Consider the following 13,814-nt stretch of genomic DNA (forward strand, 5'->3'; position numbering starts at 1 on the left):
ATGATCACCGCCTATATCACCCATCCCCGCTGTCTCGACCACCATATGGGGCCGGAGCATCCCGAGAGCCCGCTGCGCCTGGAGGCGATTCGGGCTCGGCTGTCGCTGAGCGGCCTGCTCCAGCAGACCATGCAGTCCGAGGCCAAGCCGGCCAGCGACGAGCAGCTCGAACGGGTGCATCCGCACCGCCATCTGCAGTCGCTGATCAAGTGCGTCCCCGAGCAGGGGGTGATCTCCCTGGACGGCGACACCCTGATGAATCCCGCCAGCCTCGATGCGGCCCGGGTCGCCGCCGGCGCGGTGATTCGCGGCGTCGACCAGGTCTACCGCCACCAGGCCGACAACGTTTTCTGTGCGGTGCGCCCGCCGGGGCACCACGCCGAGGCCGGCGAAGCCATGGGCTTCTGCTTCTTCAATAACGTGGCGGTGGGGGCGGCCCATGCACGGGCTCGGTATGGGGCGCGGCGCATCGCCATCCTCGATTTCGATGTCCATCAGGGCAACGGCACCGTGGACATCTTCAAGGACGATCCCGGGGTGCTGATCTGCTCCAGCTATCAGTACCCCCTCTATCCCTGGCGCTACCTCAAGGCCGAGTACGCCAACGTGATCAATACGCCGCTGCCCGCCGGCAGCGATGGCGCCCGCTTCCGGGCGGCCATCGAGCGCGACTGGCGGCCGGCCCTGGAGGCCTTCCGGCCGGAGCTGGTGCTGGTCTCGGCGGGCTTCGACGGTCACCGCGACGATCCTTTGGCGGAACTCTGCCTCACCGAGGCCGACTATGACTGGGTCACCCGCTTCGCCCTGGAGATCGCCGCCCGCTTCGCCGACAACCGCCTGGTCTCGGTGCTCGAGGGCGGCTATGACCTGGATTCCCTGGGCCGCTGCGCCGAGGCCCATGTGCGGGCGCTGCTCGGACTCCCCTTCGAGGGCTGACCCACACCGACGCCGCTGACTATTCCGGTGTCGCCGGGGGACAGGCAGCGCCCCACGACGGCGGGCGTTCTATGGTACGCTTTGAGGAAAGTTTTTTCCGATAGTGAACCCGCCCTATGACCGCCACCACCGATCAGGCCGCCGCCCTGCGTATCGCCTCGGGACGCAAGGCCTTCGTCGAGCCGCTGCGACTCGGCGAGCGGCTCAAGGAGATCCGTCTCGCCAACCACTGGACCCTGGATGACGTCAGCCAGCGTACCGGCCTGGCCCGCTCCACCCTGTCGAAGATCGAGAACGACCAGATCTCGCCGACCTTCAGCGCGGTGCAGAAGCTGATCACCGGCCTCAACATCGACCTGCCCCAGCTACTCAGCCCCCCCAAGACTCAACAACGTACCCTGGGGCGGCGAGACCTCACCCGGGTCGGCGAAGGCCAGCTTCATCCGACCCCCACCTACGAACACGAGCTGCTCTCCTGGCAGCTAGCGCAGAAGCGCATGATCCCCTTCAAGACCATCGTCCGGGCTCGTCACTTCGAGGAGTTCCACGAGTGGGTTCGCCATGACGGCGAGGAGTTTCTGATCGTCCTCGACGGCGAGATCCTGCTCTACACCGAGTTCTATGAGCCCTTGCGCCTGGAGCGCGGCGACAGCATCTACTTCGACAGCGACATGGGGCATGCGCTGATCTCGGTCAGCGACGAGGACGCCGTGGTGCTCTCGGTCTGTACCCGGGGCGACGTGGTCTGAGCCGTTGCCCCCAGGACGCAAAAGCCCCGGTCATTGACCGGGGCTTTTGGCTTCGACGCGCGCGGATCAGCGCCCGGAATCGGGGGCGGTGCCGGCCAGCTCGCGATACATCATCTTGTCGCTGAAGGCGACGCCATAGCGCGCCCGGGACCAGCCGTAGAGCACCAGGCCGAGCCCCATCCACCCCAGGAACAGGGTCCACTCCACCGGCGCCAGGGCCGAGGGGCTACCCGGCAGGTAGAGGGCGATCAGGCCCAGGGAGAGCAGCACGGCGACCACTCCCACCGCCATGCCATGACGCACCTTGAAGGGACGCGCCATGCCCGGCTCCTTGAGGCGCAGCACCACGAAGGAGAGCGACACGAAGAGGTAGGCGATCACGATCCCCAGGCCGCCGGCGACCACCAGCCATACCAGCGCCGGCCGTCCGAAGAAGGGCGCGATGCAGGAGAGCAGTCCCATCAGCAGGATGGCATTAGTGGGGGTGCGATGCTTGGGGTGCAGCTTGGCCAGGAAGGCCGGCAGCATCCCGGAGTGAGCCAGGGCATAGATGGCCCGAGAGCCCCCCACGTAGAAGGCGTTCCAGCTGGTGATGATTCCGGCGATCCCCGCCAGCACCATCAGGTTACCCGCCCAGGGGGCCTGGAAGACCGCCTGCATGGCATCCGGTACCGCCAGGGAGCTGGCCCCCAGGGCCTCGGCGTCCAGCATCAGGGAGGTGCCGAGGATGATCAACGCATACCAGAACACCGCCAGGATCACCGAGATCATCAGCACCCGGCCGATCTCGCGGAACGGCAGGTTGATCTCCTCGGCGGCCTGGGGAATCACATCGAAGCCGACGAACATAAAGGGCACCATGATCAGCACCATCATGATGCCGCCCATCACCCCTTCGGAGGTGTTGAACAGCGGCTCCATGGTGGCCCGCTCCCCCTCGAACAGCGCCCCGGTGATAAACATCACGCCCACCACCAGGATCAACAGGGTGACCACCTTCTGCACCAGGGCCGCGGTGCGGATGCCCACATAGTTGATCGCCATCATCGCCAGCGAACCGGCGACGCCCACCGCCACCCAGGTGGCCTGAACGTCCCAGCCGGCGATGGTCCACAGCTGACCCACCGCATAGCCGGGGAAGAGATGCTCCACCACGGTGGGCAGCGCCACCGCCTCGAAGGCCACCACGCTCACATAGCCCAGGGCGATGGCCCAGGTACAGAAGAAGGACGCGAAGTGACCGAGTGCCCGATAGCTGTAGACATGCTCGCCGCCCACCTGGGGCATGGCCGAGGCCAGCTCGGCGTAAGTCAGCCCCACCAGCACGATGGCGATACCGCCGAGAATAAAGGCGGCGATGGCGCCGAGGCTGCCGGCGGACTGAATCCAGCTGCCGGTGAGCACGATCCAGCCCCAGCCGATCATGGCGCCGAAGGCCAGCGCCAGCACGTCCTTGCGCGCCAGCACGCGGGTCAATTGGGTTCCGGAAGGGGAATCCGTCATGGGTGTCTGCCTCTAGACTTGAATTATCGTAAGAATTTAATTTTGTCGACGTTTATGTGTCTTATCTTTCACGGGCGACAAAGATAATTGACAAGCGAGGGAGAGACAAGCGCCTGAGGAGATTCCGAAGCCTAAAGAGGATCCGCGGGGGTAACGGGGGCGATACGGCACCAGTCTTGTGCAGAAAATCAAACATTTGCACCGAAAGCGATCAGCGGCGATCCCCGGGACGCCGCGGCGGCATCGCATCCAACACCAGCCGCGATTCGCCATGAATGGCCTGGAAATGCTTGCCCTTGGCCCGGGCGATCAGCAACACCCCGAAGCGACTGGCCAGTTCCACGCCCTTCTGGGTCACCCCGGAGCGGGAGACCAGCACGCCGATGCCCATCTGGGCCACCTTGAGCACCATCTCCGAGGTCAGGCGACCGGTGGTATAGAAGATGTCCGCCGCCGTCGACTCCGCCTCCTCCAGCCACTGGCGCCCGGCCAGGGTATCCACCGCATTGTGACGCCCCACGTCCTCGACGAAATCGAGCACCGTTTCCTGGCGGCACAGGGCGCAGCCATGCACGGCTCCGGCGCTGCGATAGGTCGCGTTGTAGGCGCCCAGGTTATCCAGCAGCCGATAGAGCACCGACTGCCGTAACCGCGTCGCCGGCGGCGCGGGCGGGATGCTCTCCAGCAGCCGGCCGAAGACGGTGCCTTGGCCGCAGCCGGTGGTCACGGTGCGGGTGGCCAGCCGCGCCTCCAGGTCCTCGGGGGGATGACGCGTGACCACGGCGGCGGACTCCACCTCCCAGTCCACCGCCACCTGAACCAGGTCCTCCCGGGCCGCCACCAGCCCCTGATTGCGCAGATAGCCCACCACCAGGGCCTCCGGATCGGCACCCAGGGTCATCAGGGTGACGATCTCGCGCTTGTTGAGGTAGACCGTCAGGGCCCGCTCGGCGGCGATCGCCTGGCGCCGAGCCTCGCCATACTCGTCGACGATGGTGATCTCCAGGGTGGCCGGCAGCCGGGCATGGGTTCGCGGCAAGGCAAGCATTCGCAACTCCTTAATCAATCGTTGATCGACATCATGGCGGTCTCGGCCAGGAGTGTCTTTACTGCAGGGGAGTCAAGCCGACACGAGTGCCCCATGCCTGCCACGACATCCTGCTCCCTGAGTTTCGACCTGTCGAGCGCCCCCGTCACCATCAAGGGCTTTACTCATCGGCGCTGGCGGGTCACCGGCCTGACACCGGGCGACGCCGGCCCCTGGTGCCTAAGGCTACAGCTGCTGATGACCGAGCGCGCCGCCTACCGCTTCAATCTGGCCTCCGTCACCCCGCGACTCTTCCTGCGCGCCGGTGACAGCGATGCGCCCGAGCCCCGTCCCGGCGCCATCACCGCCAGCCAGGAGGTGGCGGCGGCCTGGATGGACGGCGAACAGCGGGTCCTGGAAGTGGCCATGCCGCTGGCCATCCAGGCCTGGATCGAGGCCTACCTGGCCCGCCACGGCGAGGCGCCCCCTGAGGGCCGCAAGAAAAGACGCCAGGGCGCCGGCCGCGCCCGGGAGATGCAACCATGAGAGAGACCGCCATGAATCGCCTGGCCCGCTGGTCCGAGCGCAAGCGTGAGGCAACCCAGGCCGAGATGCCCGAGGCCGAGTCGCCTGCCGAGGAAACCGGCGATATCGCCGAGGCCGCCCCGGATCGCGGCGAGGCGGCCCCACTGCCCGATCCGGACGACCTGGCGCCGGGCAGCGAGATCTCTGCCTTTATGGCCAGCGGCGTCGGCGAGGCCCTGCGCCGACGCGCCCTGCGGCGCCTCTTCGCCGGCGAACAGTATGGCCTACGCGACGGCCTGGATGACTACGACGACGACTATCGGCGCCTGCAACCGCTGGCCGGTGAGTTGGCCGAGCGCCTCAGGCGCTGGACCCGTCCTGCGGAAACGACGGCCCAGGAAGAGAAGGCACAAGAAGAGACGGCCCAGGACGCCCTGCCCACCGAGACAGACGGCGCCCCCATGCCTGGCGACCCGCCCTCCGCCGCGCCCCGGGAGGCCGCCGATGCTGAGACACGCCCCGATCCCCCAAAGACATTAGACCAAGGATGATCTGGCGAGATACCCAGAACCGACCACACTCATGCATTAGCGATAAAAAATACGCCCAAGAGGCAGGCCCGGCCGCGACGGCCCGGCAACATCACAAGACAAGCCCGTGAGACAGGACCGCGAGACACCATGACGCAACCGCTAGCGGCCGACGACCGTAACCGTCTGGCCCGGGAGCACGCCTATCGCCGCGTCTCCTGGCCCCGCAACCTGGCGCCCAGCAGCGTCACCTATGCCAGCGCCGGCCATGCCCTGCTGATCGGCAGCGAGGTCGAGGTGCGCCGCGCCGCCGTGACACTGCAAGCCCACGAGCTGGCGTCCCTGACCCTGCTGTTTACCGAGGCCCCCTCGACCATCGATATGGAGGAGGCGGACGAGCTGCTCAAGCAAACCCGGCCGCTGCCCAGCCATGCCCTGAACCGGGGCGAGGCCGAGGCCCTGACCCTCGAGGGCTACCTGGGCCACTTCCGCGTCGGCCTGGCCCGGGACAGCGAGTGGCTCGACCTGGCCCGGGCCCTGGCCGGGCGCGATCACTTCGACCTGATTCTCGACCTGGGCCGCCGGGCGCGGCTCGACCTGGAATTGCCGCCACCGGGCTACCTGGCCAGCCGTGGCGAGCCCCTCGAGGCCTCGCCCCTGGCCGACTGGGCCGCCCTGGTGGGGGAGTTCGACAAACCCCGCTACTTCGAGATCGATGCCGACCTCTGCGCCCATGATGCCCAGGGCAAGCGCGGCTGCAGCCGCTGCCTCGAGGTCTGCCCCGCCGATGCCATCGCCAGCCACCCGGGACGCATCGCGGCTCGGGTCGCGATCGATCCCTTCCGCTGCCATGGCGTGGGCAGCTGCACCAGCGCCTGCCCCACCGGCGCCATTCGCTATCGCCTGCCGGAAGATCGGCAACTCCAGCACACCCTCGCCGCCTGGCTCGAGCACTACCGCCAGGCGGGGGGACGCGACCCGGTGGTGCGCTTCGCCGCCGCGGCCGATCTCGTCGACGAGGCCCGGGTGGCCGGCCAGGTCATCGACCTGCCCCTGGAGGAGCTGGGCAGCGCCGGCCATGATCAGTGGCTGGCGGCCCTGGCCTTCGGGGCGGCGGAAGTCCGCATTCAGTACCTGGCCGAGATGCCCGAGCGCCTGCGCAGCTTCCTGGACGACGAACTCGCCCTGGCACACGGCCTGCTCGAGGCCCTGGGGCTGCCCCGGGAGCGAATCCGGGCCATCGACGCCGACCCCACGGCCCGGGATGCCCCGCCGCGCCACCCGGCCCTGGTCCCCCTGAGCGAAGCCCCCGACGAGTCAAGCAAGCGCGAGCGCCTGAATCACGTACTCGATCATCTGGCCCCCCAGGGCGGCGGCGATGGCACCCGCCATGCGCTGCCCCGGGGCGCCGCCTATGGTGGCATCCGGGTGGATAGTCAGCGTTGCACCCTCTGCCTGGCCTGCGTCTCCACCTGCCCCACCCCGGCCCTGGCCGCCGGCCGGGAGCAACCGGCCCTGAGCCTGCGCGAGGCGGACTGCGTGCAGTGCGGCCTGTGCGAGGCGACCTGCCCGGAGCAGGCCATCGTCCTGGAGCCCGGCTTCCTGGCCGGCCCCGAGCGCAGCGAACGGCGCACGCTTCACGAGGCCGCGCCCTTCCACTGCATCGGCTGCGGCAAGGCCTTCGCCAGCGCCGCCACCATCGAAACCATCAAGGACAAGCTCGCCGCCCACCCCTATTTTTCCGGCGAGGCCGCCCGACGCCTGGAGATGTGCGAGGACTGTCGCGTCCGCGACGTCTGGCATTCGCTGGCCCGGGACCCCGAAGCGCAACTCAAGGTATGACGCCATGGACGCCATGACAGAGACCACGACCCCTGGCCCCGCCGACGAGGTATCGGCCCTCCACGCCGAGATCTATCGCCTGCTGGCCGAGCTGCTTCGCCAGCCCCCGAGTGGTGAGCTGCTCGCCTGGCTGGGCGAACTGCAGGCGGAGGATGGCGGCCCCCTGGGACGGGCCTGGGACGGCCTCGCCGCGGCCGCCCGGCAGGCGCCGCCGGCGGCCCTGGAGCGGGCCCACTTTCGCCATCTGATCGGCGTGATCCAGGGCGAGGTGGTGCCCTACGCCTCCTGGTATCGCCAGGGGGAGCTGATGGACGCGGCGCTGATCGACCTGCGTCGCGACCTCAAGCGACTGGGCATCGCCCGGCATGCCGATAACGCCGACCCGGAAGACCACCTGGCGGCGCTCTTCGAGTGCATGGCGATGCTGACCGAGTCGCATCCCGAGGCGGCACCGACTTTCTTCGACCGCCATCTGGCGCCCTGGGCCAGCGACTGCCTGGCGGATCTGGCCCGGGTCGACACCCCCTTCTATGCCCGGCTCGCCGAGCTGGGCCTGGCCTTTATGGCCCATGAGCAGGCGCGTCTCGAGCAGGCGGCCCAGCTCCAGCCCCTGCGCTGGTCCAGCGCCCCCCGGTCATCCCACCACCAGAGTGAGGCCAAATCATGACTCAGCAGCGATCCGACACCCCCGTGAACCCCCGGCGCCGGCACTTCCTCAAGACCCTCGGCGCCGGCACCGCCGCGGCCTCGGCGGTCGCCGGCCTCGGCCATGTTTCCCTGGTCCAGGCCGAGAGCGCCTCGCCGCGCACCGATGAGGCACCGCGCCGTTACCACGAGAGCGAGCATATCCGCGCCTACTACGCCACCCTGCGGGACTGAGGAGGAAACCACCATGCGTTTGACGCCCAAGCATGCGACCCCCAAGGCCGGCGCCGGCCTCGGTATCTCCCGTCGCCAGTTCCTCAAGCGCAGCGGCGCGACCACCGGCGGCCTGGCCGCCGCCGGCCTGATGGGGGCGCCGATGATGCGCCGAGTCGATGCCGCCGAGCGCACGCCCTATTCGGATGCGCCCGTCGAGACCCGGCGCACCATCTGCTCCCACTGCTCGGTGGGCTGCGGCGTCTACGCCGAGGTCCAGGAAGGGGTCTGGACCGGCCAGGAGCCGGCCTTCGACCACCCCATCAATCGTGGCGCCCACTGCGCCAAGGGCGCCTCCCTGCGCCAGCACGGCCACTCCAGCCGGCGCCTCAAGTACCCCATGAAGCTGGTGGGTGGCGAGTGGCAGCGCCTCTCCTGGGAGGAGGCCATCGACGAGATCGGCGACCGGGTCCTGGCGCTGACCGAGGAGCATGGACCCGACAGCATCTACTGGCTGGGCTCGGCCAAGTTCAGCAACGAACAGGCCTACCTGATGCGCAAATTCGCCGCCCTGGCCGGCACCAACAACACCGACCACCAGGCGCGTATCTGCCATTCCACCACCGTGGCCGGGGTGGCCAACACCTGGGGCTACGGAGCGATGACCAACTCGCTCAACGATATCCAGAACAGCCGCTCCATCCTGTTTATCGGCTCCAATCCAAGCGAAGCGCACCCGGTGGCCATGCAGCATATCCTGCTGGCCAAGGAGCGCAGCCAGGCGCAGATCATCGTCGTCGACCCGCGCTTTACCCGCACCGCCGCCAAGGCCGACCGCTATGTGCGCATCCGGCCCGGCTCCGACGTGGCCTTTATCTGGGGGCTGCTGTGGCACATCTTCGAGAACGGCTGGGAAGATCGCGAGTATATCCACCAGCGGGTCTACGCCATGGATGAGGTGCGCGCCGAGGTGGCCAACTTCCCGCCCGCCGAGGTGGAGCGCATCACCGGCGTCGCCGAGGCCCAGATGCGCGACACCGCCCAGCGCCTGGCCGAGAACCGCCCCGGCTGCGTGGTCTGGTGCATGGGCGGCACCCAGCACACCACCGGCAACAACAACACCCGCGCCTACTGCATCCTCGAACTGGCCCTGGGCAATATCGGCGTCTCCGGCGGCGGCGCCAATATCTTCCGCGGCCACGACAACGTCCAGGGGGCCACCGACCTAGGGTTGATGTCCCACTCCCTGCCCGGCTACTACGGCCTGAGCGAAGGCGCCTGGGCCCACTGGGCGCGGGTCTGGGATCTCGACCTTGAGTGGCTGCGCGGTCGCTTCGACCAGACCGAGTACGCCGACGGCCTGCCCATGCACAGCAATGGCATCACGGTGTCGCGCTGGATCGACGGCGTCCTCGAGGAGGAGGAGGCGATCTCCCAGCGCACTCGGCTCAAGGCGATGTTCTACTGGGGCCATGCGGTCAACTCCCAGACCCGCGGCCCGGAAATGCAGCGCGCCATGCAGCAGCTGGAGATGATGGTGATCGTCGACCCCTACCCCACGGTGGCAGCGGTGATGCATGGGCGCAGCGACGGGGTCTACCTGCTGCCGGCGGCCACCCAGTTCGAGACCACCGGCAGCGTCACCGCCACCAACCGCTCCATCCAGTGGCGGGACCGGGTGATCGAGCCGCTCTTCGAGTCCAGGCCCGACCACGAGATCATGTACCTGCTGGCCCGCAAGCTGGGCTTCGCCGAGGAGCTCTTCAAGCATATCCGCGTGGAGGGCACCGAGCCGGTGATCGAGGACATCACCCGGGAGTTCAACCGCGGCATGTGGACCGTGGGTTATACCGGACAGAGCCCCGAGCGCCTCAAGGCCCATCAGCAGAACTGGCACACCTTCAGCTTCCGGACGCTGCGTGCCGAGGGCGGCCCCGCCGACGGCGACTACTACGGCCTGCCCTGGCCCTGCTGGGGCACCGCCGAGATGCATCATCCCGGCACGCCGATCCTCTACGACACCAGCAAGCCGGTCTCCGAGGGGGGGCTGACCTTCCGCGCCCGCTTCGGCATCGAGCACAACGGCGAGAATATCCTCGCCGACGGGGTCTTCAGCCGCGACTCGGACCTCAACGACGGCTACCCGGAGTTCACCGCTCAGATGCTCAAGGACCTGGGCTGGTGGAACGAGCTGACCGCCGAGGAGCGCGCCGAGGCCGAGGGCAAGAACTGGAAGACCGACCTCTCCGGCGGCATCCAGCGGGTGGCCATCGCCCACGAGTGCGCGCCCTTCGGCAACGCCAAGGCACGCTGCAACGTCTGGACCTTCCCGGACCCCATCCCCAGGCATCGCGAGCCCCTCTACACCAGTCGTCGCGACCTGGTGGCGGACTACCCCACCTGGGACGACGTGGCTTCCCACTACCGGTTGCCGACCCTCTACAAGAGCATCCAGGACAACGACAACTCCGACCGCTACCCGATCATCCTCACCTCGGGGCGCCTGGTGGAGTACGAGGGCGGCGGCGAGGAGACCCGCTCCATGTCCTGGCTCGCCGAGCTGCAGCAGCAGATGTTCGTCGAGATCAACCCGGCGCTGGCCAATGACCTGGGCGTCGCCGACGGCGACATGGTCTGGGTGGAGGGTGCCGAGGGCGGCCGGGTACGCGTCCAGGCCCTGGTGACCCCGCGGGTGGCCCGGGAGGTGGTCTTTATGCCCTTCCACTTCGGGGGGATGTTCCAGGGCGAGAGCCTGCACGACCGCTACCCGGAGGGCAGCGCGCCCTATGTGCTGGGCGAGGCGGCCAATACCGCCACCACCTATGGCTACGACACAGTGACCCAGATGCAAGAAACCAAATGCACCCTGTGTCGGATCGAGAAAGCCAGCTGACGGCCGCGTGACAGGAGATTCCCATGGCTCAGATGACATTCATGTGCGACGCGGAACGCGGCATCGAGTGCAGCGGCTACGACACCGCCTGCCATAAGACCAAGATGCAGGAAACCAAGTGCACCCTGCGTCGGATCGAGAAAGCCAGCTGACGGCCGCGTATCAGGAGATTCCCATGGCTCAGATGACATTCATGTGCGACGCGGAACGCGGCATCGAGTGCAACGGCTACGACACCGCCTGCCATAAGACCAAGATGCAGGAAACCAAGTGCACCCTGTGTCGGATCGAGAAAGCCAGCTGACGGCCGCGTGACAGGAGATTCCCATGGCTCAGATGAAATTCATGTGCGACGCGGAACGCTGCATCGAGTGCAACGGCTGCGTCACCGCCTGCAAGAACGCCAACGAGACCGAGTGGGGCATCCAGCGACGCCGGGTGGTCACCCTCGATGACGGCCTCCCCGAGGAGGTCTCCATCTCGGTGGCCTGCATGCACTGCGACGATGCTCCCTGCATGGCGGTCTGTCCCACCGACTGCTTCTACCGCACCGAGGACGGCATCGTCCTCCACGACAAGGACCTGTGCATCGGCTGCGGCTACTGCCTCTACGCCTGTCCCTTCGGCGCCCCCCAGTTCCCCCAGCAGGGAGCCTTCGGCGAGCGCGGCAAGATGGACAAGTGCACCTTCTGCGCGGGTGGCCCCGCCGACTCCCCGGAGGAGGAGTATGCCAAGTACGGGGCCAACCGCATCGCCGAAGGTAAACTGCCGCTGTGCGCCGAGATGTGCTCCACCAAGGCGCTGCTCGCCGGCGATGCCCAGACGGTGGCGGATATCTTCCGCCAGCGGGTGGTGCAGCGCGGGCATCCCGACGGCGCCTGGTCGGACAACCCCCGGGCCAGCGTCGATGACCTGGCCTATGACGCCACCCGCCAAGGGTAAGGAGGCCCGTGATGCACACTGCCAATCCCGGCCGGCTCTGCGGGTGGCTCGCCATCACCCTGGTGCTGGCGTTCGGCCTGCTGCTGGCCCCCGCGCTGCTGGCCCAGGAAACCGCGGATCGGGAGACCGCTACCGCCGTGGTGGGGGTGACCCCCGATACCTGGCGGCTGGTCCGTAGCGGCGAGGTGGACGCCAACTTCCGCGACAGTCGCGCCGACTCCAACTACAACCTGGTCAACGCCAGCGGCGAGGGCTGGCGTCAGTGGCGCAACCGCTGGATCTCCCCCTTCGGGCTGATCGCCATCGGCGGCATGGCCCTGATGATCGCGCTCTTCTACCTGGTGGTGGGCCGCAAGACCCTGGACGAGCCGCGTACCGGACGGTTGCTGCTGCGCTGGTCGGTGCTGACCCGGGCCCTGCACTGGAGCGTGGCCACCCTCTTTATCCTGCTGGCCCTCTCCGGGCTCAACCTGCTCTATGGCAAGTTCGTCTTTCGGCCGTTGTTCGGGGATGCCATCTGGGGCGCCATGATCAGCGCCTCCAAGGTGGTCCATAACTACCTGGGACCGCTGTTCGGCATCCTGCTGGTGGTGCTGCTGCTCAAGCTGCTGCGCCATAACCTGCCCAGCCGCGAGGACCTGACCTGGTTCAAGAAGGGCGGCGGCCTGGTCGGCAAGGGCCATGTGGAGGCGGGCTTCGCCAATGGCGGCGAGAAGGTCTGGTACTGGCTGCTGGCCACCGCCGGGGTGGCGGTGATCCTCAGTGGCCTAGTGCTCGACTTCCCCAACGTCGGCCAGGGCCGCGACACCATGCAGTGGGCCAACCTGATCCATGCCCTGGGCGCCCTGGGGCTCACCGCCGTGGCCCTGGGGCATATCTATATCGGCACCCTGGGCACCGAGGGCTCCTTCGAAGGCATGAAGAGCGGCTACGTGGACGAGAGCTGGGCCAAGGAGCACCACAGCCTGTGGTACGAAACGGTCAAGGAGAGCGCCGAGGCCCCGCCGGCTCCCGCCCAGTCAGCCCCCCCGGAGGATGGCACCCTGCCCCAACGACCGACCTGAATGAGCCCACGACAGTGACGCAAAAGAGACCGCCCACCGGCGGTCTCTTTTGGTATGCTGGAATGAAAATTTCCAGAGGAGACAAGCCCATGCAACACTTGGACGACGCCACCCGCACCGAACTGGAAGCCGCCGCCTTCCGCCACCTGCTCAAGCACCTGGACCAGCACAAGGAGGTCCAGAATATCGACCTGATGATCCTCGCCGACTTCTGCCGCAACTGCCTCTCCAAGTGGCTGGTGGCCGCCGCCGAGGAACGCGGCGCCGAACTCGACTACGAGGCGGCCCGGGAATACGTCTACGGCATGCCCTACGGCGAGTGGAAGGAGAAGCACCAGGCCCCGGCCACTCCCGAGCAGCTGGCCGCCCTGGAAGCTCGCCAGCAGGCCAAGAAGGAAGCCGCTAAATGAGCCAGGATCGCGACGCCTTCGTGCCCCTGCGGATTGCCGTCCTGACCGTCTCGGACACCCGCACCGCGGCCGATGATCGCAGCGGCGACGCCCTGGTGGAACGCCTCACCGCCGCCGGCCACCGACTGGTGGAGAAACGCATCATCGCCGACGACGTCTACCGCATCCGCGCCCAGGTGGCCGCCTGGATCGCCGAGCCCGAGGTCCAGGTGGTGCTGACCACCGGCGGCACCGGCTTCACCGGCCGCGACTCCACCCCGGAGGCGGTGGGCGTGCTGCTCGACAAGCGCATCGAGGGCTTCGGCGAGCTGTTCCGCCAGCTCTCCTACCGGGAGGTGGGCAGTTCCACCATCCAGAGTCGCTGCCTGGGCGGGCTGGCCAATGCCACCGTGGTGTTCTGCCTGCCCGGCTCCACCGGCGCCTGCCGCACCGCCTGGGACGGCATCCTCGCCGAACAGCTGGATAGCCGGCATAAGCCGTGCAATTACGCGAACCTGGTGATCCCGGAAAGAGGCACCCATGGCTGAAGTGATTC

The 13,814-nt window shown here is 67.8% G+C and carries 16 protein-coding genes; 14 read left to right on the top strand and 2 right to left on the bottom strand.

The window, feature by feature from the left end; genetic code table 11:
• Both NFU04_RS01190 and NFU04_RS01195 read left to right on the top strand, forming a co-directional pair.
• Window positions 1–936, top strand: a complete 936-nt coding sequence (locus tag NFU04_RS01190; protein ID WP_251307714.1) for a histone deacetylase family protein — start codon at window positions 1–3, stop codon at window positions 934–936.
• Window positions 937–1,052: 116 nt separating this feature from the next.
• The gene (locus tag NFU04_RS01195; protein WP_251307715.1) at window positions 1,053–1,685 is read left to right on the top strand and encodes a helix-turn-helix domain-containing protein; all 633 of its coding nucleotides are present in this window, start codon (window positions 1,053–1,055) and stop codon (window positions 1,683–1,685) included.
• Between the two features lie 66 nt (window positions 1,686–1,751).
• Here the strand turns inward: NFU04_RS01195 and NFU04_RS01200 are convergent, their stop codons facing one another.
• Together NFU04_RS01200 and NFU04_RS01205 are read right to left on the bottom strand one after the other, a co-directional pair.
• Complete coding sequence (locus NFU04_RS01200; protein WP_251307716.1) at window positions 1,752–3,188, bottom strand: APC family permease; 1,437 nt, start codon at window positions 3,186–3,188, stop codon at window positions 1,752–1,754.
• 211 nt (window positions 3,189–3,399) lie between these two features.
• Window positions 3,400–4,236: a formate dehydrogenase accessory sulfurtransferase FdhD gene (locus NFU04_RS01205; protein ID WP_251307717.1), complete on the bottom strand. Its 837-nt coding sequence runs from the start codon at window positions 4,234–4,236 to the stop codon at window positions 3,400–3,402.
• Between the two features lie 93 nt (window positions 4,237–4,329).
• On the opposite strand from NFU04_RS01205, the gene NFU04_RS01210 reads away from it, so the two are divergent.
• The 12 genes from NFU04_RS01210 (at window position 4,330) to moaB (ending at window position 13,806) form a co-directional block, all read left to right on the top strand.
• A complete protein-coding gene (locus NFU04_RS01210) occupies window positions 4,330–4,761 on the top strand; it encodes a DUF3305 domain-containing protein (protein ID WP_251307718.1) in 432 nt (143 codons plus the stop codon).
• On the top strand, window positions 4,758–5,291 hold the full coding sequence (locus tag NFU04_RS01215; protein ID WP_251307719.1) for a DUF3306 domain-containing protein: 534 nt from the start codon (window positions 4,758–4,760) through the stop codon (window positions 5,289–5,291). Before NFU04_RS01210 ends, NFU04_RS01215 begins: the two co-directional genes overlap by 4 nt.
• Window positions 5,292–5,420: 129 nt before the next feature.
• The gene (locus tag NFU04_RS01220; RefSeq protein WP_251307720.1) at window positions 5,421–7,112 is read left to right on the top strand and encodes a 4Fe-4S dicluster domain-containing protein; all 1,692 of its coding nucleotides are present in this window, start codon (window positions 5,421–5,423) and stop codon (window positions 7,110–7,112) included.
• Window positions 7,113–7,116: 4 nt separating this feature from the next.
• A complete protein-coding gene (locus tag NFU04_RS01225; RefSeq protein WP_251307721.1) occupies window positions 7,117–7,779 on the top strand; it encodes a TorD/DmsD family molecular chaperone in 663 nt (220 codons plus the stop codon).
• Entirely contained in the window at window positions 7,776–7,991 is a 216-nt protein-coding gene (locus NFU04_RS01230) for a twin-arginine translocation signal domain-containing protein (protein ID WP_251307722.1), read from the top strand. Before NFU04_RS01225 ends, NFU04_RS01230 begins: the two co-directional genes overlap by 4 nt.
• A gap of 13 nt (window positions 7,992–8,004) precedes the next feature.
• Window positions 8,005–10,863, top strand: a complete 2,859-nt coding sequence (locus NFU04_RS01235; protein ID WP_251307723.1) for a molybdopterin-dependent oxidoreductase — start codon at window positions 8,005–8,007, stop codon at window positions 10,861–10,863.
• 23 nt (window positions 10,864–10,886) lie between these two features.
• On the top strand, window positions 10,887–11,015 hold the full coding sequence (locus NFU04_RS16325) for a hypothetical protein (protein WP_285835101.1): 129 nt from the start codon (window positions 10,887–10,889) through the stop codon (window positions 11,013–11,015).
• Window positions 11,016–11,038: 23 nt separating this feature from the next.
• The gene (locus tag NFU04_RS16330; RefSeq protein ID WP_285835102.1) at window positions 11,039–11,167 is read left to right on the top strand and encodes a hypothetical protein; all 129 of its coding nucleotides are present in this window, start codon (window positions 11,039–11,041) and stop codon (window positions 11,165–11,167) included.
• Between the two features lie 23 nt (window positions 11,168–11,190).
• The gene (gene fdh3B, locus NFU04_RS01240; protein ID WP_146801857.1) at window positions 11,191–11,805 is read left to right on the top strand and encodes a formate dehydrogenase FDH3 subunit beta; all 615 of its coding nucleotides are present in this window, start codon (window positions 11,191–11,193) and stop codon (window positions 11,803–11,805) included.
• 11 nt (window positions 11,806–11,816) lie between these two features.
• A complete protein-coding gene (locus NFU04_RS01245) occupies window positions 11,817–12,869 on the top strand; it encodes a formate dehydrogenase subunit gamma (RefSeq protein WP_251307724.1) in 1,053 nt (350 codons plus the stop codon).
• An 89-nt stretch (window positions 12,870–12,958) separates the two neighbouring features.
• Window positions 12,959–13,279: a DUF1244 domain-containing protein gene (locus NFU04_RS01250; protein ID WP_251307725.1), complete on the top strand. Its 321-nt coding sequence runs from the start codon at window positions 12,959–12,961 to the stop codon at window positions 13,277–13,279.
• Window positions 13,276–13,806 carry a molybdenum cofactor biosynthesis protein B gene (moaB, locus tag NFU04_RS01255; protein ID WP_251307726.1) on the top strand — a complete coding sequence of 177 codons (531 nt, stop codon included), beginning with the start codon at window positions 13,276–13,278 and terminating at the stop codon, window positions 13,804–13,806. The genes NFU04_RS01250 and moaB overlap by 4 nt, the downstream gene beginning before the upstream one ends.
• Window positions 13,807–13,814: the final 8 nt, after the last annotated feature.

Origin of the sequence: Halomonas sp. NCCP-2165 (assembly GCF_023708045.1) — a bacterium.
In the GTDB taxonomy this organism is placed as follows: Bacteria; Pseudomonadota; Gammaproteobacteria; order Pseudomonadales; family Halomonadaceae; genus Bisbaumannia; species Bisbaumannia pacifica.

Coding starts and splice junctions, on each gene's coding strand:
- NFU04_RS16330 (WP_285835102.1), top strand. CDS start 11,039: ATGGCTCAGATGACATTCATGTGCGACGCGGAACGCGGCATCGAGTGC.
- NFU04_RS01225 (WP_251307721.1), top strand. CDS start 7,117: ATGGACGCCATGACAGAGACCACGACCCCTGGCCCCGCCGACGAGGTA.
- NFU04_RS01190 (WP_251307714.1), top strand. CDS start 1: ATGATCACCGCCTATATCACCCATCCCCGCTGTCTCGACCACCATATG.
- NFU04_RS01235 (WP_251307723.1), top strand. CDS start 8,005: ATGCGTTTGACGCCCAAGCATGCGACCCCCAAGGCCGGCGCCGGCCTC.
- NFU04_RS01195 (WP_251307715.1), top strand. CDS start 1,053: ATGACCGCCACCACCGATCAGGCCGCCGCCCTGCGTATCGCCTCGGGA.
- NFU04_RS01215 (WP_251307719.1), top strand. CDS start 4,758: ATGAGAGAGACCGCCATGAATCGCCTGGCCCGCTGGTCCGAGCGCAAG.
- moaB (WP_251307726.1), top strand. CDS start 13,276: ATGAGCCAGGATCGCGACGCCTTCGTGCCCCTGCGGATTGCCGTCCTG.
- NFU04_RS01250 (WP_251307725.1), top strand. CDS start 12,959: ATGCAACACTTGGACGACGCCACCCGCACCGAACTGGAAGCCGCCGCC.
- NFU04_RS01245 (WP_251307724.1), top strand. CDS start 11,817: ATGCACACTGCCAATCCCGGCCGGCTCTGCGGGTGGCTCGCCATCACC.
- NFU04_RS01205 (WP_251307717.1), bottom strand. CDS start 4,236: ATGCTTGCCTTGCCGCGAACCCATGCCCGGCTGCCGGCCACCCTGGAG.
- NFU04_RS01220 (WP_251307720.1), top strand. CDS start 5,421: ATGACGCAACCGCTAGCGGCCGACGACCGTAACCGTCTGGCCCGGGAG.
- NFU04_RS01200 (WP_251307716.1), bottom strand. CDS start 3,188: ATGACGGATTCCCCTTCCGGAACCCAATTGACCCGCGTGCTGGCGCGC.
- NFU04_RS16325 (WP_285835101.1), top strand. CDS start 10,887: ATGGCTCAGATGACATTCATGTGCGACGCGGAACGCGGCATCGAGTGC.
- NFU04_RS01230 (WP_251307722.1), top strand. CDS start 7,776: ATGACTCAGCAGCGATCCGACACCCCCGTGAACCCCCGGCGCCGGCAC.
- NFU04_RS01210 (WP_251307718.1), top strand. CDS start 4,330: ATGCCTGCCACGACATCCTGCTCCCTGAGTTTCGACCTGTCGAGCGCC.
- fdh3B (WP_146801857.1), top strand. CDS start 11,191: ATGGCTCAGATGAAATTCATGTGCGACGCGGAACGCTGCATCGAGTGC.